Source organism: Paracoccus jiaweipingae (genome assembly GCF_044335505.1).
Classification (GTDB): domain Bacteria; phylum Pseudomonadota; class Alphaproteobacteria; order Rhodobacterales; family Rhodobacteraceae; genus Paracoccus.
Map to the genome: position 1 here is coordinate 81,300 of NZ_JBISBS010000007.1, position 18,914 is coordinate 100,213.

An 18,914-nucleotide genomic window follows, 5' to 3' on the forward strand; every position below is an offset into this window, starting at 1 on the left:
CATGCATGACCTGGCTTTACCTTCCTCCGGAGACGCTTCCGGAGCCAGAGACGTATGCCTCTTCGGCCTCTCCCTCTGCTCCGGCGCGGGCGGTCTCGACCTCGGGCTCGCCATCGCCTTCCCCGGCTATCGTGCTGTGGGCCATGTCGAACGGGAAACCTACGCCGCAGCCACTCTCGTGGCGCGGATGGAAGACGCGTCCCTGGATCAGGCTGTTGTCTGGGACGATGTTGCCAGTTTCGACGGCCGCCCGTGGCGCGGCGCGGTGGACATCGTCACTGCGGGCTATCCGTGCCAGCCGTTCTCGGTCGCTGGCAAGCGCCGGGGCGCGGACGACCCGCGCCACCTCTGGCCGCACGTCGCCCGCATCATCGGCGAGGTCGAGCCGCCCTTCGTGTTCCTCGAGAATGTCGCCCATCATCTCCGCCTCGGCTTCCCCGAAGTCGCCGCAGGACTGGTCCGCATGGGCTACCGCCTTGCGGCAGGCCTCTTCACGGCGGCGGAAGTCGGCGCGCCCCACAAGCGAGAGCGACTCTTCATCCTGGCCATCCGCGAGGGGGACGACCTGGCCGACCCCGCGCGCCTGCTCCGGCACCCGCTCGAGTGGCGGGAACCGAACGGAGCTGCTGCGGCTCTGGCCGACACCGAGGGCCAGCGCCAACGAGAACCGGCAGACGAAGCCGACGCCGTCTCAGGAGGCGGGCCAGCACGGGATGAACCTTGCGACCACGGCCGCGATGTGGCCGACGCCGCAGACCGACAGTTTCCGCAGCCGGGGCGGCGAACGACGAGACGAGAAGGGTCTGGACCGCATGGCGCGGGACTGGCCGACGCCGATGGCGAACGACGGCTGCAAGCCGAGCGCGGGCAACCGCAAGACGGCCGATCTGACCCATGCGGCGGGATTGTGGATGACGCCGACAGCGCGGGATCACAAGGATGGGGCCACGAGCCTTGCGAACACGCCGGTGAACGGGCTGCTTGGCCGCCAGGTCCTGGTGACACCGACGGCTGGGCCGAATACCTCCGACGTGCGCCGAACCTTGAACCCGCTGTTCGTCGAGGCGCTGATGGGCTGGCCCACCGGGTGGACCGGCTTCGCCTCTGTGGCAACGGCGTGGTCCCCCTGGTTGCGGCGCATGCGCTGCGAACTCTGGCGGCTGAATTGCTGGCCGATGGATGAGGTGGAGGCATGAAACAGTCGCGCCTCATGTCGCTGGTCGAAGCCGTCGCCAACGTGATCGTCGGCTACGGCGTCGCCGTGGTCACACAGATCCTGATCTTCCCGATCTTCGGCTTGCACACGACGCTGGCGCAGAACCTGAAGATGGGTGCGGTGTTCACCGTGGTGAGCATCGCGCGGTCCTACGTCCTGCGGCGTCTGTTCGAGGCGATCCGGATGCGGGGCGACTAGATGGAGTAGCTGCCGAAGGGCTTTCCGAACTTCTCAACGCCCGACTTGCCCAGCAACGTCAGCTTGTTGTGCAGCTTGTGCCCGGGAGATGCGTTTCGGGCCTCGCGAGCCCAGACCTTGGCGTCAATTTCCCAGACATCGAAGTTCGTTCCGTCCGGGGTGAAAGCACAGAGAACGACATCGATCCGCTCGAGAAGAGTGTTGAGACATCCCCATTGGGTGTTGCGTCCCTTCGCGGTGCGCAGCGTAGCTCGCCGACCGTCAGGTAGTTTGAGTTCTGTTGCCACAGGGCTGACGAGGTCGCCGATTTTGCTCGCAAGTGCCCGGCCAGCTGAGATGCCAAACTCATACCCCTCGCGGCCGGTGAACTCGTCCTGTCCGCCACCCGGCTTGGAGGGTTTCGTCGATACGACCTTGGGAGCCTTCGGCAGAAATTCGTCCAAGGCACGAGCGGCAACGGATGCAGCCGATAGACTAGGGTTCTGAGTCAAGAATTCGCCGAGACGGGATGCCAGATTGGGATCCAGTCTAACCGTGATCGAGTCTACCATGCGCGCCACCATTCAAGAGGGTTGATGCATCCATCTTGCAGGCCAACGATAGGATTCGTCAAGAGGTATGATTCATACCCCTTGACGTCTCGTGCTTCCGCGAAGCTGCGTCCAATCAAGCGATGCGGTAGACCCGCCCCCGATCCTCGACCTTCTCCGAGGTCACCTCGAGCCCGAGTTTTTTCTTCAGCGCCCCGGCCATCGCGCCGCGCACCGTGTGCGACTGCCAGCCCGTCGCGGCCATGATCTCCTCGATGGTCGCGCCATCCGGCGCGCGCAGCATGGCGATCAGGGTGGCTTGCTTGGTGCCCTCGCGCGACGTGCGCGTCTTGGGTGCGGCCTTCGGTTCCGTGGGAGTGTCCGGCACGGGCTCCTCGGTCGGCGCGTCCGTCGCGCCCGCAGGCGCGGGGTTCGCATCCTTAGTCTCGATGCCGATGGCGGCGAGGCCTGCGTCAGTGGCGACCAGCGTGGTGCCGTGGCCGTCGCCGGTTTCGCGCCACATGGGCTCGCCCTTGCGCATGTCGGTGTCGACCTCCTGCAGGAAACCCTTGGCGAGCAGCGCGCCGACCACCTTGGCGGCGGCCCCGCCGCGCAAGCTCTCGGGCAGCGGCAGGGCAGTGCGCTCGGGCCGCTGGGCGGCGGCGCTCAGGATCAGGGCTTGGGTGTCGGAAAGCTTGTTCATCGTCGTCTCCCGTATCGGGGCGCGCGGGATGCGGGCCCTTCTACGAGGTCGAGCCCGCCAGTCGGCGGGCGGGACCGGGAGCAGGTCGTCTCACTCGGCGTGTTCGCCTTCGCTGAAGGCCATGTCGGTGATCTCGCGCAGCTTGGCGCGGTAGTGGTTCAGGGTGCCGACATGGCCCCAGTTGATCTCGTCGGGGCTGGTCTCGAAGTGGTCGGCGCTGAGGGCGGCGAGCCGCTCCAGCATCGCGTCGATCTCCGTCTTCGCGGCGATGAAGGCGTCGAGGGCTTTCGTGTTGTCGGTCGCGCGGCGGGTCATCGTGGTGGCTCCGTGGTGAGTTGCATCGTCCTTCTGGAGACACGTTCCCTCTGTCGGCGACGCTTATCAACTCGGTAAGCACATGATTTGGAATGATAATCGGAGCTGTCGATGCAGGGCATGAGCGAGCGCCAGTACGCCGCCCATGTCGGGCTATCGCGGGGTGCGATCCAGAAGGCGAAGACGGCCGAGCGGCTGGTCCTCTATCCCGACGGCAGCATCAACGCGGCCGCGAGCGACGCCCGGCGCGCGGAGACGACGGACCCGTCGAAGACGAGGAAGCCGCCCGCGCCGAAGCTGAAGCCCGTCCCCGAGGCGGCGGTGGCGGCCGTCGGCGACACGCTGCGCGAACAGGGTCTGGCGGTGCCGGCGGTCGGCGGCGGCACGACCTTCCTGCAGGCCAAGACCGCGAACGAGGTGCTGAAGGCGCAGGAACGACGCATCCGTCTGCAGAAGCTGAAGGGGGAGTTGATCGAGCGGGCCCGCGCGCTGGCGCTGGTGTTCCGCCTGGCGCGGGAGGAACGGGACACGTGGGTGAACTGGCCCGCGCGCGCGGCGGCTCTGATGGCGGCCGAGCTCTCGGCGGCATCCAGCGACGCGACGGGCAAGCAGATCACCGTGGAGCCAGCCGCGATGCAGAAGGTCCTGGAGAAACATGTACGCGCCCACCTCGACGAACTCGCCGAGGTCCGGCCCGACTTCCGGTGATGATGATGGCCTGACGGACTTCGACGGCGCGGGCGAGATCCTGCGCGCCTGGGGCAGCGGGCTGCGGCCCGATCCGGACCTGACCGTCTCGGAATGGGCGGACCGGCACCGGATGCTCTCGGGCCGCGCCTCGGCCGAGCCCGGGCGGTATCGCACTGTGCGCACACCCTACATGCGCGAGATCATGGACCGGCTGTCGCCCGGCGATCCCACGCAGCGGATCGTGTTCATGAAGGCCGCGCAGGTGGGCGCGACCGAGGCGGGCAACAACTGGATCGGGTTCGCGATCCACCAGGCGCCGGGCCCGATGTTGGCGGTCCAGCCGACGGTGGAACTGGCCAAGCGTAACTCGCGGCAGCGGATCGACCCGCTGATCGACGAGAGCCCGGAGCTGCGGGAGCGGGTCAAACCGGCCCGGTCACGCGACGCGGGCAACACCATGCTGTCGAAGGAGTTCGCGGGCGGCATCCTGATCATGACCGGGGCGAACTCGGCGGTCGGGCTGCGGTCCACACCGGCGCGCTACATCTTCCTCGACGAGGTCGACGCGTATCCCGCGTCCGCCGACGAGGAAGGCGATCCGGTCACGCTGGCCGAAGCGCGGTCGCTGACCTTCGCGCATCGGCGCAAGGTGCTGCTGGTCTCGACGCCGACGATCCGTGGGCTGAGCCGGATCGAGCGCGAATACGAGGCGAGTGACCAGCGCCGGTTCTTCGGGCCCTGTCCGCATTGCGGGGCGATGCAGTGGCTGAAGTTCGACCGCCTGCGCTGGCAGAAGGGCCGCCCGGAGACGGCGGAATACCACTGCGAGGGCTGCGACGCGGCAATCGCGGAACACCACAAGACGGCGATGCTGGAGGGCGGCGAATGGCGGGCGACCGCCACCGCCGCCGATCCGACCACGGTCGGGTATCACCTCTCGGCACTTTATTCGCCGATCGGCTGGCTGAGCTGGGAGCGGATCGTGCGGGCATGGGACGCGGCTCAGGGGTCGGACGAGGCGATCAAGGCGTTCCGAAACACGATCCTCGGTGATACCTGGGTCGAGACCGGCGAAGCCCCCGACTGGCAGCGGCTCTACGACCGGCGCGAGCGCTGGACGTCCGGCATGGTGCCCGCGGGCGGGCTGTTCCTGACCGCCGGGGCCGACGTGCAGAAAGACCGTATCGAGGTCGATGTCTGGGCCTGGGGGCGCGGACTTGAGTCCTGGCTCGTCGATCACGTCGTGATCGAGGGCGGGCCCGACCGGCACGACGCATGGTCCGAGCTGACGGCGCTGCTGGATCGAAGCTGGCCGCATGCACGCGGCGCGCATCTCAGGATCGCGCGGCTCGCCATCGACACCGGCTACGAGGCCCCGGCGGTCTATTCCTGGTCGCGCGCACAGGGGTTTGGGCAGGTATCGCCGGTCAAGGGCGTCGAGGGGTTCAACCGCTCGAGCCCGGTATCGGGGCCGACCTTCGTCGACGCGACCGAGGGCGGGAAACGCCTTCGTCGCGGCGCGCGGCTCTGGACCGTGGCGGTGTCGACCTTCAAGGCCGAGACCTACCGCTTCCTGCGGCTGGCGCGGCCGACCGAAGAGGAAATGGCCGAGGGTGCCGCGTTCCCGCCTGGCTCGGTGCATCTGCCGCATTGGGTCGAGAATGAGTGGCTGAAGCAGTTCGTGGCAGAGCAGCTGGTGACGGTGCGCACGAAGCGCGGCTTCGCCCGGCTGGAATGGCAGAAGCTGCGCGAGCGCAACGAGGCGCTGGATTGCCGGGTCTATGCCCGCGCCGCCGCCTGGATCGCGGGCGCGGACCGCTGGCCCGACGCGAAATGGCGCGACCTCGAGGATCAGCTCGGGGCGGCCCCCACCGACACCGATCCCGCCGGGCAGATCAACCGGCCGGGACAGGCCCCACAGGGCAAACGCCGCTCCGACTGGCTCGGGCGGCGTGGAGGATGGTTTTGACATGACCGACTGGACGGAAACCGAGCTCTCGGCGCTGCGCCGCGCCTATGCCAGCGGCACGACCCGGGTGAGCTATGACGGCAAGTCCGTCGACTACGGCTCGGCCGAGGATCTGCTGGCCCGCATCCGCACCATCGAGCGCGCCATCGCGGGCACCACCCGGCCGCTGCCGATCGCCGGACTGGCTGGCTTCTCGCGCGGGGACCGGTGATGTCGGCGAACTGGTTCGACCACGCCATCGCAACCGTGGCGCCGCGGATGGCCGCGCGCCGCGTGATGGCGCGTCAGGCGTTCGAGACCCTGACGCGGGGCTATGACGGCGCGGCGCGCGGGCGGCGCACCGAGGGCTGGCGCGCGCCGGGATCCTCGGCCGACACCGAGATCGGCGTGGCCGGTGCGCTGCTGCGCGACCGGATGCGCGATCTGGTGCGCAACAACCCGCATGCGGCCAAGGCCGTCGCAGTGCTGGTCAACAACATCATCGGCGCGGGCATCATGCCGCGTGCCGCCAGCGGCGACGACACGCTCGACCGGAAGGTCGACGCGCTGTTTGAACGCTGGACGGCGGAGTGCGACGCCGACGGCCAGCTCGACTTCTACGGCCTGCAGACGCTGATCTGCCGCGAGATGGTCGAGGCGGGCGAGGTGCTGGTGCGCCGCCGCCTGCGGCGATCCTCGGACGGGCTGCCGGTACCGCTGCAGCTGCAGGTGCTGGAGGCAGACTTCCTCGACGCCACGAAATCCGGCGCCGTCGGCTCGGGACGCCTCGTGCAGGGGATAGAGTTCGACCCGGTCGGCAAGCGCCGGGCCTACTGGCTCCATGCCGAGCATCCCGGCGACGCCTACGGGGCCTTGCAGAACGGTCTGCAGAGCCGCCCGGTCCCGGCGACCGAGATCGCCCATATCTACGAGAAGCAGCGCACGCAGGCGCGGGGCGTTCCCTGGGGCGCGCCGGTCATTCGGTCACTGCGCGATCTCGACGATTACGAGGTGGCCGAGCTGGTCCGCAAGAAGACCGAGGCCTGCGTGACCGCCATCGTCTTCGGCGACGACGAGGCGCAGCAGGGCATCGCGCCCTCGGTGGTCGATGCCGATGGCAACCGCGTGGAGCAGTTCGAGCCGGGGCTGATCGCCTATGCCCGCGGCGGCAAGGATATCCGCTTCAACCAGCCCTCGGCCACCGGCGGCTACGGCGAATACAAGCGGGCGAGCCTGCACACGATCTCGGCCGGGTTCCGGGTGCCCTACGAGCTGCTGACCGGGGACCTGTCCCAGGTGAACTATTCCTCGATCCGCGCGGGTCTCGTGGAGTTCCGCCGCCAGATCGACGCCGTGCAGTGGCAGTTGTTCATCCCGATGTTCTGCGCGCCGGTGTGGCGTTGGTTCACCGAAGCCGCATGGGCGGCGGGCCAGATCCCGTCGCCGATCGTGCCGGTCGAATGGTCGCCGCCGAAGTTCGAGGCGGTCGATCCGCAGAAGGACGCGATGGCCAACCTGCTGTCGATCCGCTCCGGCACCATGACGCTGGCCGAGGTGATCGCGAAGCAGGGCCGCAATCCCGATGCGGTGCTGGCCGAGATCGCCGCGACCAACGCCAAGCTCGACGCGCTGGGGCTGGTGCTCGACAGCGACCCGCGCCGCGTCACCAAGACCGGCAGCGCGCAGACCAACGATCCGGCCACCGATCCGGATGCAGACGAACCGGCCGATGACCCCTCCGCCAACGCGGAAACCGACCCGGCGCAGGCCGACCAACAGGACTGACCTTCATGGACACGATGATCGAACTGCCGGCCATGCGCCGGTCGGCGGAGCTTGCGCGGAACACGGCCAACGCCGACAGCCGCACCGTCGAGGTGGTCTGGTCGGCAGGCGCCCGCGTCCGCCGCGCGACCTTCTTCGGCGAGCCCTACGACGAGGAGCTCAGCCTCGACCCGGCCCATGTCCGGCTCGACCGTCTGAACGCGGGCGCGCCGTTCCTCAAGGTGCACGAGCTCGACACGCTCGACGCGGTGATCGGCTCCGTCGTCCCCGGTTCCGCCCGGATCGAGAACGGCCGCGGCATCGCCTTGGTGCGGATCAGCGAACGCGCCGATGTCGAGCCGATCTGGCGCGACATCCAGGCCGGGCACATCCGCGCGGTCTCCATCGGTTACCAGGTCCACCGCTTCGAGGTCTCGAAACCCGAGGCCGCGCGCGAGCTTTGGCGGGCAGTGGACTGGACGCCGTTTGAGGTCTCCGCCGTCGCGGTCGGCGCCGACCCTGCCGCAGGCTTCCGCGCCCAGCACCCCCATCACGACTGCGTCCTCCACCGCCGGGACGCCCCCACACCGCAAGGAGCATCCCCGATGACGGACAAGACCGAGACCCCGGCGAGCGACGCCGCAATTCCCGCCACCCAGCCGACCGAGCCGGTCGAAACCGAGGACACCCCCATGACCGAGCCGAAACCGGCTGCGCCCGACCCGAAGGTCGCCGCCAGCGAGACGCGCAGCCAGCCAAAGACGCAGGCCACTCCCGCGCCCGACACGGAAGCGGTCGCGACGCGCGCCCGCGAGGCGGAGCGCGACCGCGTCTCCACCATCTACGATCTGGCCGGGCGGCTGAACCTCGAGCGCGGCTTCGCAGAGGACCTGGTCAAGCGCGGCGTCAGCGTCGACGAGTCCCGCCGCCTGATCCTCGATCAGGTCGCCGCCAAGTCCGACGAGACCCGGACCTTCGGCAATGTCTCCGTCACTCTCGGCGGCCGGGACGAGCGCATCACCCGCCGCGACGCGGTGGCGAATGCGCTGCTGCACCGATACAGCCCGACGCTGTTCCAGCTGGAGGACGCCGCCCGGCAGTATCGCGGCATGACCCTGCTGGAGCTCGCCCGCGAAAGCCTCGGCAATGCCGGGGTCAACACGCGGGGGCTGTCGCGCGACGAGGTGGCGACCCGCGCGCTGCACTCGACCTCGGACTTCCCCGAGATCCTCTCGGCGGTCACCAACAAGACCCTCCGGCAGGCCTACGAGGCCTATCCCCGCACCTTCATGCTGTTCTGCCGCCAGGTGCTGGCGACCGACTTCAAGGCCATGCACCGGGTCCAGCTCGGCGAAGCGCCGCAGCTGCTCGAGGTCGGCGAGAGCGGCGAATTCAAGCGCGGCACGCTCGGCGAGAGCAAGGAGAGCTACAAGGTCAAGACCTATGGCCGGGTGGTCGCCATCACCCGTCAGACGCTGATCAACGACGACCTCGACGCCTTCACCCGCATCCCGGCGATGTACGGCAACTCCATCGCCCAGCTGGAGTCGGACGTGGTCTGGGGCATCATCACCGCCAACCCGGCGATGGCCGACGGCAACGCGCTGTTCCACACCACGCACAAGAACCTCGCAGGCACCGGCGCGGCGCTCGATGTCGGCAGCGTCGGTGCGGCGCGCGCCGCGATGGCCAAGCAGACGGGTCTCGACAAGAAGACGGTGCTGAACGTCCGTCCGGCCTTCCTGATCGTGCCCGCTTCGCTGGAGCTGAAGGCCGAGCAGCTGGTGGCCCAGAACCTGGTGCCCGCCGCGACGTCCAGCGTGGTGCCGCAGTCGATCCGCACCCTCGCGCCGATCAGCGAGCCCCGGCTCGACGCCGCCAGCGAGACCGCCTGGTATCTGGCGGCCAGCCCGAACCAGATCGACACCATCGAGTACGCCTATCTCGAGGGTCAGCAGGGCGCCTACATCGAGACCCGCAACGGCTTCGACGTCGACGGGGTCGAGATCAAGTGCCGCCTCGACTTCGGTGCCAAGGCGATCGACTGGCGCGGTCTCTACAAAAATCCTGGAGCATAGGATCGGATGGCCGCAATGACGATCGATGATCGGCATGGCGCGGTGCCGATCCCCGGGTTCCCCGGATACCACATCGACCGGGTCGGTCGGGTCTGGAGCGCGCATCGCAAGGGCAGGATCCCGCACGGTGCACGCTCTGCCTGGCTGGATCGCCACGAGTGGACGCTGCGCAAGCCATGGTGTGACCCCGACGGATATCTGCACCACACGCTGGTCCGCGACGGCGAAGGCAACCGTCAGCGGATCGCCCTGCACATTCTGGTCGCGGCCGCGTTTCTGGGACCGCGACCGGAAGGACTGGTCGTCGCTCATCTCGACGGCGACAAGGCTAACAATCGGGTCGACAACCTCGCCTATGTAACGCAGCGCGAGAACATCGAGCACAAGCGCATCCACGGCACGATGCCCTGCGGCGACCGCTCGCATCTCTCGCGCATGACCGATCGCCAATGCACCCGGATGCTCGATTGCCTCGATGTGGGGTTCTCCCGTCGCGAGGTCGCCGGGGCTTTCGGCGTCACCGTCTCGCATGTCGCGGCCCTGAAAACAGGCCGCATCCGAAAGCACCTGACCAACCAGCGCACCTGAGAAAGGATCCTCCCCATGAAAAACTTCGTCCAGCCAGGCAACACCATCACCCTGACCGCGCCCTATGCCGTCGCCTCCGGCGATGGCCTGCTCGTTGGCTCCATCTTCGGCATCGCCGCAGGCGCGGCCGCTCTCGGCGAGACGGTCGAGACCGCGCTCGTCGGCGTCTTCGACATCACCAAGGTCGGCTCCCAGGCCTGGACCGTCGGCGCCAGGGTCTATTGGGACGACACCAACAAGCGCTGCACCACGGTGGCGACCGACAACACTCTCATCGGCGTGGCCGTCGAGGCGGTGGCGAGCGGCGCGGGCGACACCATCGGTCGGGTGCGCCTGAACGCGACGTTCTGATGAGCGCCTTCGCCGCCGCGGTTGGCGCGCTCTTCGCCGATCCGAACATCGGCCGGGACGCGGTCTACATCGCCGACGGCGGCGCGCCCGTCCTGGTGCGCGTCGTCGCCCGGCGTGCCGATGCGATCAGCGATTTCGGCGACGCGCGGCTCTGGTCCGAGACCACCCGCATTGACCTGCGCGTGGCTGAGGTGCCGACACCGCGTCCCGGCGACAGGATCGAGATCGACGGGGACGCATTCCTCATCCAGGGAGAGCCGGTTCGCGACCGTGAGCGCCTGGTCTGGACCGTTGATCTGCGCCCGGCATGAAACTGAAGCTCGACATCGATCCCGACATCGTCGCGATGATGGCGGCCGAGGTCGCGGCCGGCGAACGCGCGGTGACCGCCGCGATGCGCGAAGCGGGGACCGGGCTGAAGACGGCGTGGCGGCTGCAGATCACCGGTGCGGGGCTCGGCACACGGCTGGCCAACTCGATCCGCAGCCAGAACTTCCCAAGGTCGGGCGAAAGCCTCGACGCCGCAGCTTTGGTCTGGTCCAAGGCCCCGGTGATCGTCGGTGCCCATGACACCGGGCCGCTGATCCGCTCCAAAGACGGGTTCTGGCTGGCGATCCCGCTGCCTGCGGCGGGCAAGTCCCTGCGCGGCGGCCGGATCACGCCCGGCGAGTGGGAGCGGCGACGCGGGCTGCGCCTGCGCTTCGTCTATCGCCGCACAGGGCCAAGCCTGCTGGTCGCCGAGGGACGGCTGAACACTAAGGGCCAAGCGGTCGTATCGCGCTCGAAGACTGGTCGCGGCAGAATCACCGCGCCGATCTTCCTGCTGGTGCCGCAGGTCAAGCTGCCGAAGCGGCTGGACCTCGCGCGGGATGCCGAGCGAGCGGCGGACGGTGTGCCGGGGTTGATCGTGACGAATTGGGTTGAAGGTCGATTATCGTGAGGCCGTCGTTGCAGTCCTTTCCACATGACATCTGGAGACGCCTGCCTTGGATGTCGCTCAACCGGACCGGTGGTGCGTTACTCCGTCAGGCCCCAGAAATCCGCGATCCGGCGGGTCGAGGAAATACCGACCTCCAACATGTACTTGCCCTCTTCACCGAGGCCTTCGTCACCCTCACTGCTGATCGGCGTACCGTGGCCCATGTTCTCGATTATGTACTCCTCGATCACCACTCTTTCGTCAGTGTCGCACCAGACCCACCGCGGGACGCCATCGACTTTCTCCACGCGGGTGGGCGGTCCCTCGACATTGTGGATTTTTTGCCACTGCCGGACGATTGCGTCGGCATTGGAACTATCGACCGTCCGATCAAGGGCGCCGTGCCAGACCGAGATCGTCGGCCAAGGCCCGGCGAATTTCGAGGCATCGCGCACAAGCGCGTTGAGTTTTCGATCTGACGGACTGCCATACCCCTTCATGCGGACAATCGCCTGCATCAGGCTGTCTGCGCTGCCGTAAGCCAGACCAGCTATAATCGCGCCGCCCGCAAACACTTCGGGATAGGTCGCCAGCATCACGGATGTCATGGCCCCGCCCGACGACATCCCGGTGATGAAGACGCGCGCCGGATCAACGAGGTGATCATCAACGACCTGCTTGATCATGTGACGGATCGAAAGTGCTTCACCCTTGCCGCGGTGAATGTCGCCTGACTCGAACCAGTTGAAGCTGCCGAGGATGTTGTTGCTCTGCCTTTGTCCCGGAAACAGCAGCGCAAATCTCCGCTCGTCAGCGAGCTCAGACCAACCTGATCCGAGATCATAGCTCTCCGCTGATTGTGTGCTGCCATGCAGCACAACGACAAGAGCGCCGTTCTTTGTAAACTTTTCCGGAACATAGACGTCGGCACTTAGCGAGCCGGGGTCGGTTCCGAAGCTGTCCATCGACTTCAGGCGTGAAGACAGTTTCATATGACCTCATGTGCTAATCGACTATTTGTTCCGGATAAAGTCTACGCACCGAAGCGAAGAAGGTTCCTTTCGTGAATTGAATCTAGCGGTCAAAAACTGCCCTTCGCCTTTTGTTGGGGTGAGGAAAATCTGCGTTATGTCCGGCTAAGGGCAAACGCTAGCGCACTTTGGATCAGCGAATGCCCACCCCTCGCGAAACCATCCTCGCCGCGCTGTACGCGCGGCTTTCGGCGCTGCCTGCGACCGCCCTGCGCGGCGACGTGCTGCCCGAGCGCGTGCCGGCCGAGGGCCTGCTGATCCTCCGCGACGGCGAACCGGGGGAGCCGGAGGTGACATTGTCGCCGCTGCGCTATCACTACCAGCACCGTGCCGAGATCGAGGCAGTCGTGCAAGGCGCCGGCCGAGAAGCCGCCTTCGACACGCTGACCGCCAGCATCGGCGCAGCGCTCACCGCCGACCGCACGCTGGGCGGACTTTGCGACTGGGTCGAGGCGGAAGCGCCGCGGCCCGTCGATCTGCCGGTCGAGGGCGCGGGGAGCCTGAAGGCCGCCGTGATCCCGTTGGTGCTGCACTATTCCACGGCCGACCCGCTGGCCTGACCCCGACAACCCTAGGAGAACACCATGGCACGAGCCCAAGGGGCGCGGGCGCTGATGGCGCTTGCGTTCGAGACGACCTATGGAACGCCGCCCGTGGGAGGCTTTACCCGCATGCCTTTCGCCAGCACCTCGCTCGGCGCCGAGCAGCCGCTGCTGAACTCGGAGTTGCTGGGCTACGGCCGCGATCCGCTGGCGCCGATCAAGGATGCGGTCACGGCCGACGGCGACGTCGTGGTGCCGCTCGACGCCGAAGCCTTCGGCTTCTGGCTGAAGGCGGCCTTCGGCACGCCGACGACGACGGGCGTGGAAGCGCCGTACACCCACGAGTTCCAGTCCGGGTTCTGGACGCTGCCCAGCATGTCGATCGAGACCGGCATGCCGGAGATCCCGCGCTACGCCATGTATTCCGGCTGCGTGCTCGATCAGATCACCTGGCAGATGCAGCGCTCCGGCCTGCTGACCGCGACGGCGCGGCTGGTCGCGCAGGGCGAGACGGTCGGGACCACGACCAGCGCCGGAACGCCCGCCGCGCTGGAACTGAAGCGCTTCGGCCACTTCAACGGGGCGATCACGCGCAACGGGTCCGCGCTCGGCAATGTGGTCTCGGCCGAGATCACCTATGCCAATAACCTCGACCGGATCGAGACGATCCGCTCGGACGGGCGCATCGACGGGGCGGACCCGTCTATCGCGGCGCTGACCGGCCGGATCGAGGTGCGCTTCGCCGACCAGATGCTTGTGACGCAGGCCATCAATGGCGAGTCCTGCGAGATGGAGTTCGCCTACGTCCTGCCGTCCGGCGAGAGCTTCACCTTCACCGTGCACGCCGTCTACCTGCCGCGCCCGCGCATCGAGATCTCCGGGCCGCAGGGTGTGCAGGCGACGTTCGACTGGCAGGCCGCCCGCGACAGCGTGGTCGGGCGGATGTGCACCGCAACCCTGATCAACGACATTGAGGTGTATTGACGATGCTCACGCTCGACCTGACGAACGCGCCACGCTGGCATGACCTAGCAACCGGCGTCCGCGTGCAGCTGCGCCCGCTGACCACCGCCCTGATGGTGGCGACGCGCAGCGATCCCGCTGTCGAGACGGTGCCCGAAGAGGCAGCGGACGAGGAGCGCGCCGTCGCCTTCGCCAAGGCGCTCGCGCGGCGGGCCGTGCTCGCCTGGGAGGGCATCGGCGATGCTGGAGGCAAGCCCATCGATCCGAGCCCCGATGCCATCGACGCGCTGCTCAATGTCTGGCCAATCTTCGAGGCCTTCCAGCTGACCTACGTCTCCAAAGGCCTGCTGCTGGAGCAGGAAAAAAACGTCTCCGCGCTCTCGCCGAGTGGTCCTTCGGCGGGGGCGAAAGCTACTGCAGCGCCTGTGAAGCGAGCTGCCCGGACTGCCCGGCGCGGCTGAACCGTCCTGAAACTCCGGAGGGTTGGCAGGTCTGGGACCTGGTCGGCCGCCTCGGCGGTCAGCTGCGTGTCCTGCCCGCCGCGGTGATCGGCTGGGACATGTCGGCGGCGCTCGCGCTCGGTGACGCGCTCGGGGTCTCGCCGCTCGCCATGGCCGAACTGCTGCCCGTCATCGAGGCGGTGATGATCGCCAAGCTCAACGAACAAATGGATCAATCCCATGGCGGAAAAACGGGTTAGCGTCCGCCTCGCGGCTGTGGGCGGACGGCAGGTGCGCGCCGAACTGGAAGGTGTCGGCGAGGCCGGGTCACGCGGCTTTGGCCGTCTCAGCCGCGAGATGGAAGCGGCCAACGCCCGGCTCGCGGCTTTCTCGCGCCGGGCCCGCGTAGCGCTCAGCGCGGCGGCTGCGGGCGTCACCACGGCGCTTGCCGCCATGACCCGCGCCACCATCCAGGTGGCCAACCAGACCCAGCAGTTTGCGCAGGTGGCCAACACCGCCCCCGAGGCGTTCCAGCGGTGGGCGGGCGCCTCGCGCACCGTGGGCATCGAGCAGGAGAAGCTCGCCGACATCCTGAAGGACGTGAACGATCGCGTCGGCGATTTCCTGAGCACGGGCGGCGGCCCGATGGCCGATTTCTTCGAGCGGGTCGCGCCCCGCGTCGGCGTCACTGCCGATCAGTTCGCGCGTCTGTCCGGACCCGAGGCGCTGCAGCTCTATGTGGACACGCTGGAGCGCGCAGGCCTCAGCCAGCAGGAGATGACCTTCTATCTCGAGGCCATGGCCTCGGACGCCACCCGGCTGCTGCCGCTTCTCAGGAATGGCGGAGCCGAAATGGAACGGCTCGGCAACCAGGCCAACGACCTCGGCGCGGTGCTGGACGCCAGCGCCATCCAGGCGCTGCAGCGCACCCAGATTGCCCTCGTCGGTGTCTCTCAGGTCTTCGAAGGCATCCGCAACCGGATCGGCGTGGCGCTCGCCCCGGCGGTGGAGTGGATGGCGAACGCCTTCGTCAGCCTTGCTTCCGAAGGCGGGGCGCTCCGCGGCGCACTGGACGCTCTGATCGGCAACATCGGGCGGCTGGCCACCTATGCCGCGACCTTCGTCGCCCTCATGGCGGGCCGCTGGGTGGCGGGATTCGTCGCCGCAGCGCTTTCCGTGCGCGGGCTTGCCACGGCGCTCGTGCTCCTGCGCGGTGCGCTGATCCGCACCGGTATCGGGGCGCTGATCGTCGGCGTGGGCGAGCTTGTCTACCAGTTCACCCGCCTCGTCTCCGGTGCGGGCGGCTTTGGCGAGGCGATGTCGCTCCTGAAGGACCTCGCGGTCGAGGTCTGGGAGCGGATCAGGATGGGCGCGGCGGCGGCTGGGGCCGCTGTCACCGCGATGTTCCTCGACCTGAAGGCCGATGCTGCCTCGGCCATGCAGAGCGCCATCGAGAGCGTCGTCGGTTTCGGGAATACGGCGGCGAACACGTTCGAAGGCGCCTACGAAGCGATCAAGGCGATCTGGGGTCTGCTGCCCGCCGCCATCGGCGATCTGGCGTTCCAGGCGGCCAACAGCCTGGTCGACGGCGTCGAGGCGATGCTGAACGGCGTGGTCTCGCGCATCAACGGCTTCATCGGCGGGATCAACCAGGGGCTCGAAGCGCTCGGGTCGGAGCGGCGCATCTCCCTGGTGCCCGACCTCGACCTCGGCGAGATCGAGAACCGCTTCGAGGGCGCGGCGACTGCCGCCACGACAGCGGCACAGGCAGCCTTTGATCGGGCATTCGAGGACAACCCGCTGACCGCGCCCGATCTCGGTCTGACCGAAGCGGCGAACCGGGCGCTCGAATCCGCGAACCTCTATCGCGGGGCCGCGCGCGATCTTGCGGAAGGCGCGCGTGCGCCACTGGAAAGCTGGCGGGCGCTGCGCGACGCCGTGCGCGGCACCGACGAAGCCAGTGCCGATGCACTGACCGAGGCTACCGGAGCAGCCGAGCGGCTCGAGACGGCGCTCGGCGATGCCGGACGTGCCGCGACTGGTGCGGGTGCTGCGGCCGGAGCTGCTGCCGCTGCCGCGGAGCCCGCGACCGAGGCCGCCGTCACCGGGTGGCAGGCGGTCACGGCGGCGCTGTCGGATTACGCCAGCAAGGCGCGCGAGATCGGCGGCGACATAGGCCAGAGCCTCGTCGGCGCCTTCCAGTCGGCGGAGAACGCTGTCGGCGAATTCGTGAAGTCCGGCAAGCTGAACTTCCGCGATCTGGTCACCTCTCTGCTGGCCGACCTCGCTCAGCTGGCGGCGCGGCGGTTCATCCTCGGACCGATCGCAAACGCGCTCTCCGGCGTGTTCTCCGGGGCGGGCGGCATCTTCGCCAACGTCCTGCATGCGGGCGGCATGGTCGGATCGGCCGGGCCCTCGCGCATGGTGCCCGCCATAGCCTTCGCCGCCGCGCCGCGGATGCATGGCGGCGGCATGGCCGGACTTCGCCACGACGAGGTGCCCGCAATCCTGCAGCGGGGCGAGCGCGTGCTGTCGCGCCGGGAAGCGCAGGCCTACGGCGCGGGCGGCGGGGTCAACGTCACCATCATGGCCCGTGATGCCGAGAGCTTCCGGCAATCCCGCACGCAGGTCGCGGCGGACATCGCCCGGGCGGTCTCGCTCGGGCGGAGGGGCATGTGATGGCGTTTCACGAGGTTCGGTTCCCCGACAACATCAGCCGGGGCGCGCGGGGCGGGCCGGAGCGGCGCACCCAGATCGTCGAGCTCGCCTCCGGCGACGAGGAGCGCAACGCCAGCTGGGCCAATTCGCGCCGCCGATACGACGTCGCCTACGGCATCCGCCGCGCCGACGATCTGGCGGCGGTCGTCGCCTTCTTCGAGGCGCGCAACGGTCGCCTCCATGGCTTCCGGTTCAAGGATTGGGGCGATCACAAGTCCTGCCTTCCCTCGGGCACGCCGTCCCCGACCGATCAGGTCATCGGCACCGGCGACGGTGCGACCACCGCCTTCCAGCTGGTGAAGCGCTACGCATCCGGGGCGCAATCCTGGACGCGCGCCATCGCCAAGCCGGTAGCGGGCAGCGTGCGCATCGCGCTGTCGGGCGTCGAGCAGCCCTCCGGCTGGTCCGTCGACACTGCGACAGGCATCGTCACCTTCAGCACCGCGCCGGACGCTGGCGTCGCCATCACCGCAGGCTTCGAGTTCGACGTGCCGGTCCGCTTCGACACCGATGCGCTCGATGTGACGCTCGACCTCGATCGGCTCGGCTCGATCAACTCCATTCCGCTTCTGGAACTGCGCCGATGAAAACACTCGACCCCGCCCTGCAGGCCCATCTCGACGAAGGCACGACCACGCTCGCGTGGTGCTGGCGGATCGCCCGCGCGGACGGTGTCACCTTCGGCTTCACCGATCACGACCGGACGCTGAACTTCGAGGGGACCGACTTCGAGCCCGAGAGCGGTCTGACCGCCTCCGAGGTGCGCTCGGGCTCGGACCTCTCGGTCGATGCGCAGGACGCCGAGGGCGTGCTGACCTCGGACCGGGTCACCGAGACCGACATCCTCGACGGCCGCTGGGACAACGCCGAGGTCGAGGTCTGGCGCGTGAACTGGGCCGACACGAGCCAGCGCGTACTCATGCGCCGGGGCGCCATCGGCCAGATCCGGCGCGGGCGGCTCGCTTTCGTCGCCGAGGTGCGCTCGCTCGCGCATGTGCTGGGCCAGACGGTCGGGCGGACTTTTCAGGCGACCTGTGACGCCGCGCTCGGCGATGCGCGCTGCGGCGTCGATCTCGAGGATCCGGCCTTCAAGGGCACGGGCGCCGTGATCGATCTGTTGCGCGACCGCGCCTTCACCGCCTCCGGGCTCGGCGGCTTCGCCTCCGGCTGGTTCACTTTCGGCACGCTGGACTGGACGAGCGGCGCAAACACAGGGCGGCGCACCGAGGTGCTGGGCCATGACGTCGCGGACGGCGTGGCAATCCTGACCCTGCTCGAGGCGCCGGTGCGCGCGATTGCGGAGGACGACGCGTTCACCATCCGTGCGGGCTGCGACAAGCGGATGGAGACCTGCGGGGCGAAGTTCGCCAACACCGCCAACTTTCGGGGTTTCCCGCACATCCCCGGCCAGGACGCCGTGCTGCGCTACGCCACCAAGGATGGCGGCCACGAGGGCGGCGTGCTGTGACGCAACCCCGCGCATTGGCTGACCCCGCGCGCGTCATCGCCATTGCGCGGTCTTGGCTCGGCACGCCGTACCACGACCAGGCCAGCCTGCGCGGCGTCGGCTGCGATTGCCTCGGGCTGGCACGGGGCGTCTGGCGCGAGGTCGTCGGCCCCGAGCCTTTCCCGATACCGCCCTACAGCCGCGACTGGGGCGAGACGGGGCCGCGCGAGGTGCTGGCCGAGGGCGCGCGCCGGATGATGATCGAGGTGCTGCCCGCCGAAATCGGTCCCGGAGCACTGCTCCTCTTCCGGATGAAGCCCCGGGCCATCGCCAAACATGTCGGGATCCTCACCGGGCCCGGCACTTTTCTGCATGCCTACGAGCGGCTCGGCGTGGTCGAGGAGCCGCTCACCCCATCCTGGCGGCGGCGCATCGCCTTCGCTTTCCTGTTTCCGCAACACTGAGACCCCGAC

23 protein-coding genes and 1 pseudogene are annotated in these 18,914 nt (G+C 68.4%); 20 read left to right on the forward strand and 4 right to left on the reverse strand.

Features of this window, described 5'->3' with window-relative positions:
• Window position 1: 1 nt before the first annotated feature.
• The 3 genes and pseudogenes from ACFXP9_RS12310 to ACFXP9_RS12320 form a co-directional block, all read left to right on the forward strand.
• Window positions 2-508, forward strand: a pseudogene (locus ACFXP9_RS12310) (DNA cytosine methyltransferase); the annotation flags it as partial.
• 205 nt (window positions 509-713) lie between these two features.
• On the forward strand, window positions 714-1,196 hold the full coding sequence (locus ACFXP9_RS12315) for a hypothetical protein (protein ID WP_397205806.1): 483 nt from the start codon (window positions 714-716) through the stop codon (window positions 1,194-1,196).
• Window positions 1,193-1,414: a DUF7220 family protein gene (locus tag ACFXP9_RS12320; RefSeq protein WP_397205089.1), complete on the forward strand. Its 222-nt coding sequence runs from the start codon at window positions 1,193-1,195 to the stop codon at window positions 1,412-1,414. Before ACFXP9_RS12315 ends, ACFXP9_RS12320 begins: the two co-directional genes overlap by 4 nt.
• Here ACFXP9_RS12320 and ACFXP9_RS12325 read toward each other — a convergent pair.
• From ACFXP9_RS12325 to ACFXP9_RS12335, 3 genes are all read right to left on the reverse strand, one after another.
• Window positions 1,411-1,965: a hypothetical protein gene (locus tag ACFXP9_RS12325; protein WP_397205087.1), complete on the reverse strand. Its 555-nt coding sequence runs from the start codon at window positions 1,963-1,965 to the stop codon at window positions 1,411-1,413. The genes ACFXP9_RS12320 and ACFXP9_RS12325 overlap by 4 nt on opposite strands.
• Before the next feature lie 115 nt (window positions 1,966-2,080).
• On the reverse strand, window positions 2,081-2,647 hold the full coding sequence (locus tag ACFXP9_RS12330) for a DUF3489 domain-containing protein (protein ID WP_397205085.1): 567 nt from the start codon (window positions 2,645-2,647) through the stop codon (window positions 2,081-2,083).
• A 90-nt stretch (window positions 2,648-2,737) separates the two neighbouring features.
• Window positions 2,738-2,962, reverse strand: a complete 225-nt coding sequence (locus ACFXP9_RS12335) for a hypothetical protein (protein WP_085378164.1) — start codon at window positions 2,960-2,962, stop codon at window positions 2,738-2,740.
• Window positions 2,963-3,073: 111 nt separating this feature from the next.
• Between ACFXP9_RS12335 and ACFXP9_RS12340 the strand changes: the two genes are divergently transcribed.
• Genes ACFXP9_RS12340 through ACFXP9_RS12380 form a run of 9 tightly spaced genes read left to right on the forward strand, consistent with a single transcriptional unit; the run spans window position 3,074 to window position 11,321 of the window.
• Complete coding sequence (locus ACFXP9_RS12340; protein ID WP_397205083.1) at window positions 3,074-3,670, forward strand: hypothetical protein; 597 nt, start codon at window positions 3,074-3,076, stop codon at window positions 3,668-3,670.
• Complete coding sequence (locus tag ACFXP9_RS12345; protein ID WP_397205081.1) at window positions 3,618-5,621, forward strand: phage terminase large subunit family protein; 2,004 nt, start codon at window positions 3,618-3,620, stop codon at window positions 5,619-5,621. The genes ACFXP9_RS12340 and ACFXP9_RS12345 overlap by 53 nt, the downstream gene beginning before the upstream one ends.
• A 1-nt stretch (window position 5,622) precedes the next feature.
• Window positions 5,623-5,832 carry a phage head-tail joining protein gene (locus ACFXP9_RS12350; protein WP_037207673.1) on the forward strand — a complete coding sequence of 70 codons (210 nt, stop codon included), beginning with the start codon at window positions 5,623-5,625 and terminating at the stop codon, window positions 5,830-5,832.
• Window positions 5,832-7,385 (forward strand): phage portal protein, encoded by a 1,554-nt coding sequence (locus ACFXP9_RS12355; RefSeq protein ID WP_397205079.1) that lies wholly within the window; start codon window positions 5,832-5,834, stop codon window positions 7,383-7,385. The genes ACFXP9_RS12350 and ACFXP9_RS12355 overlap by 1 nt, the downstream gene beginning before the upstream one ends.
• 5 nt (window positions 7,386-7,390) lie before the next feature.
• Window positions 7,391-9,442: a prohead protease/major capsid protein fusion protein gene (locus tag ACFXP9_RS12360; RefSeq protein ID WP_397205077.1), complete on the forward strand. Its 2,052-nt coding sequence runs from the start codon at window positions 7,391-7,393 to the stop codon at window positions 9,440-9,442.
• Window positions 9,443-9,457: 15 nt separating this feature from the next.
• Complete coding sequence (locus tag ACFXP9_RS12365) at window positions 9,458-10,030, forward strand: HNH endonuclease signature motif containing protein (protein WP_397205075.1); 573 nt, start codon at window positions 9,458-9,460, stop codon at window positions 10,028-10,030.
• A gap of 15 nt (window positions 10,031-10,045) precedes the next feature.
• Window positions 10,046-10,381 (forward strand): DUF2190 family protein, encoded by a 336-nt coding sequence (locus ACFXP9_RS12370; RefSeq protein WP_397205073.1) that lies wholly within the window; start codon window positions 10,046-10,048, stop codon window positions 10,379-10,381.
• Window positions 10,381-10,692: a head-tail joining protein gene (locus ACFXP9_RS12375; RefSeq protein ID WP_108502779.1), complete on the forward strand. Its 312-nt coding sequence runs from the start codon at window positions 10,381-10,383 to the stop codon at window positions 10,690-10,692. The genes ACFXP9_RS12370 and ACFXP9_RS12375 overlap by 1 nt, the downstream gene beginning before the upstream one ends.
• Window positions 10,689-11,321 carry a DUF6441 family protein gene (locus ACFXP9_RS12380; RefSeq protein ID WP_397205071.1) on the forward strand — a complete coding sequence of 211 codons (633 nt, stop codon included), beginning with the start codon at window positions 10,689-10,691 and terminating at the stop codon, window positions 11,319-11,321. The genes ACFXP9_RS12375 and ACFXP9_RS12380 overlap by 4 nt, the downstream gene beginning before the upstream one ends.
• A gap of 77 nt (window positions 11,322-11,398) precedes the next feature.
• On the opposite strand, the gene ACFXP9_RS12385 is transcribed toward ACFXP9_RS12380, so the two are convergent.
• The gene (locus ACFXP9_RS12385) at window positions 11,399-12,292 is read right to left on the reverse strand and encodes an extracellular catalytic domain type 1 short-chain-length polyhydroxyalkanoate depolymerase (protein WP_397205069.1); all 894 of its coding nucleotides are present in this window, start codon (window positions 12,290-12,292) and stop codon (window positions 11,399-11,401) included.
• A 179-nt stretch (window positions 12,293-12,471) separates the two neighbouring features.
• Here ACFXP9_RS12385 and ACFXP9_RS12390 point away from each other — a divergent pair, with 179 nt between their 5' ends.
• From ACFXP9_RS12390 to ACFXP9_RS12425, 8 genes are all read left to right on the forward strand, one after another.
• Window positions 12,472-12,891 (forward strand): acyl-CoA transferase, encoded by a 420-nt coding sequence (locus ACFXP9_RS12390; RefSeq protein WP_397205067.1) that lies wholly within the window; start codon window positions 12,472-12,474, stop codon window positions 12,889-12,891.
• Between the two features lie 24 nt (window positions 12,892-12,915).
• Window positions 12,916-13,857 (forward strand): phage tail tube protein, encoded by a 942-nt coding sequence (locus ACFXP9_RS12395; protein WP_397205065.1) that lies wholly within the window; start codon window positions 12,916-12,918, stop codon window positions 13,855-13,857.
• A 2-nt stretch (window positions 13,858-13,859) separates the two neighbouring features.
• Window positions 13,860-14,297, forward strand: coding sequence for a hypothetical protein (locus ACFXP9_RS12400; protein ID WP_397210253.1), 438 nt, complete (start codon window positions 13,860-13,862; stop codon window positions 14,295-14,297).
• A 98-nt stretch (window positions 14,298-14,395) separates the two neighbouring features.
• Window positions 14,396-14,536: a DUF7697 family protein gene (locus tag ACFXP9_RS12405; RefSeq protein WP_397205061.1), complete on the forward strand. Its 141-nt coding sequence runs from the start codon at window positions 14,396-14,398 to the stop codon at window positions 14,534-14,536.
• Window positions 14,517-16,955 (forward strand): phage tail tape measure C-terminal domain-containing protein, encoded by a 2,439-nt coding sequence (locus ACFXP9_RS12410; protein ID WP_397205059.1) that lies wholly within the window; start codon window positions 14,517-14,519, stop codon window positions 16,953-16,955. The genes ACFXP9_RS12405 and ACFXP9_RS12410 overlap by 20 nt, the downstream gene beginning before the upstream one ends.
• Window positions 16,955-17,581 carry a phage distal tail protein, Rcc01695 family gene (locus ACFXP9_RS12415; RefSeq protein ID WP_397205057.1) on the forward strand — a complete coding sequence of 209 codons (627 nt, stop codon included), beginning with the start codon at window positions 16,955-16,957 and terminating at the stop codon, window positions 17,579-17,581. Before ACFXP9_RS12410 ends, ACFXP9_RS12415 begins: the two co-directional genes overlap by 1 nt.
• Window positions 17,578-18,462 carry a DUF2163 domain-containing protein gene (locus ACFXP9_RS12420; RefSeq protein ID WP_397205055.1) on the forward strand — a complete coding sequence of 295 codons (885 nt, stop codon included), beginning with the start codon at window positions 17,578-17,580 and terminating at the stop codon, window positions 18,460-18,462. Before ACFXP9_RS12415 ends, ACFXP9_RS12420 begins: the two co-directional genes overlap by 4 nt.
• Window positions 18,459-18,905 carry an NlpC/P60 family protein gene (locus tag ACFXP9_RS12425; RefSeq protein WP_397205053.1) on the forward strand — a complete coding sequence of 149 codons (447 nt, stop codon included), beginning with the start codon at window positions 18,459-18,461 and terminating at the stop codon, window positions 18,903-18,905. The genes ACFXP9_RS12420 and ACFXP9_RS12425 overlap by 4 nt, the downstream gene beginning before the upstream one ends.
• Window positions 18,906-18,914 lie beyond the last annotated feature (9 nt).

Coding starts and splice junctions, on each gene's coding strand:
- ACFXP9_RS12315 (WP_397205806.1), top strand. CDS start 714: ATGAACCTTGCGACCACGGCCGCGATGTGGCCGACGCCGCAGACCGAC.
- ACFXP9_RS12320 (WP_397205089.1), top strand. CDS start 1,193: ATGAAACAGTCGCGCCTCATGTCGCTGGTCGAAGCCGTCGCCAACGTG.
- ACFXP9_RS12325 (WP_397205087.1), bottom strand. CDS start 1,965: ATGGTAGACTCGATCACGGTTAGACTGGATCCCAATCTGGCATCCCGT.
- ACFXP9_RS12330 (WP_397205085.1), bottom strand. CDS start 2,647: ATGAACAAGCTTTCCGACACCCAAGCCCTGATCCTGAGCGCCGCCGCC.
- ACFXP9_RS12335 (WP_085378164.1), bottom strand. CDS start 2,962: ATGACCCGCCGCGCGACCGACAACACGAAAGCCCTCGACGCCTTCATC.
- ACFXP9_RS12340 (WP_397205083.1), top strand. CDS start 3,074: ATGCAGGGCATGAGCGAGCGCCAGTACGCCGCCCATGTCGGGCTATCG.
- ACFXP9_RS12345 (WP_397205081.1), top strand. CDS start 3,618: ATGTACGCGCCCACCTCGACGAACTCGCCGAGGTCCGGCCCGACTTCC.
- ACFXP9_RS12350 (WP_037207673.1), top strand. CDS start 5,623: ATGACCGACTGGACGGAAACCGAGCTCTCGGCGCTGCGCCGCGCCTAT.
- ACFXP9_RS12355 (WP_397205079.1), top strand. CDS start 5,832: ATGTCGGCGAACTGGTTCGACCACGCCATCGCAACCGTGGCGCCGCGG.
- ACFXP9_RS12360 (WP_397205077.1), top strand. CDS start 7,391: ATGGACACGATGATCGAACTGCCGGCCATGCGCCGGTCGGCGGAGCTT.
- ACFXP9_RS12365 (WP_397205075.1), top strand. CDS start 9,458: ATGACGATCGATGATCGGCATGGCGCGGTGCCGATCCCCGGGTTCCCC.
- ACFXP9_RS12370 (WP_397205073.1), top strand. CDS start 10,046: ATGAAAAACTTCGTCCAGCCAGGCAACACCATCACCCTGACCGCGCCC.
- ACFXP9_RS12375 (WP_108502779.1), top strand. CDS start 10,381: ATGAGCGCCTTCGCCGCCGCGGTTGGCGCGCTCTTCGCCGATCCGAAC.
- ACFXP9_RS12380 (WP_397205071.1), top strand. CDS start 10,689: ATGAAACTGAAGCTCGACATCGATCCCGACATCGTCGCGATGATGGCG.
- ACFXP9_RS12385 (WP_397205069.1), bottom strand. CDS start 12,292: ATGAAACTGTCTTCACGCCTGAAGTCGATGGACAGCTTCGGAACCGAC.
- ACFXP9_RS12390 (WP_397205067.1), top strand. CDS start 12,472: ATGCCCACCCCTCGCGAAACCATCCTCGCCGCGCTGTACGCGCGGCTT.
- ACFXP9_RS12395 (WP_397205065.1), top strand. CDS start 12,916: ATGGCACGAGCCCAAGGGGCGCGGGCGCTGATGGCGCTTGCGTTCGAG.
- ACFXP9_RS12400 (WP_397210253.1), top strand. CDS start 13,860: ATGCTCACGCTCGACCTGACGAACGCGCCACGCTGGCATGACCTAGCA.
- ACFXP9_RS12405 (WP_397205061.1), top strand. CDS start 14,396: ATGTCGGCGGCGCTCGCGCTCGGTGACGCGCTCGGGGTCTCGCCGCTC.
- ACFXP9_RS12410 (WP_397205059.1), top strand. CDS start 14,517: ATGGCGGAAAAACGGGTTAGCGTCCGCCTCGCGGCTGTGGGCGGACGG.
- ACFXP9_RS12415 (WP_397205057.1), top strand. CDS start 16,955: ATGGCGTTTCACGAGGTTCGGTTCCCCGACAACATCAGCCGGGGCGCG.
- ACFXP9_RS12420 (WP_397205055.1), top strand. CDS start 17,578: ATGAAAACACTCGACCCCGCCCTGCAGGCCCATCTCGACGAAGGCACG.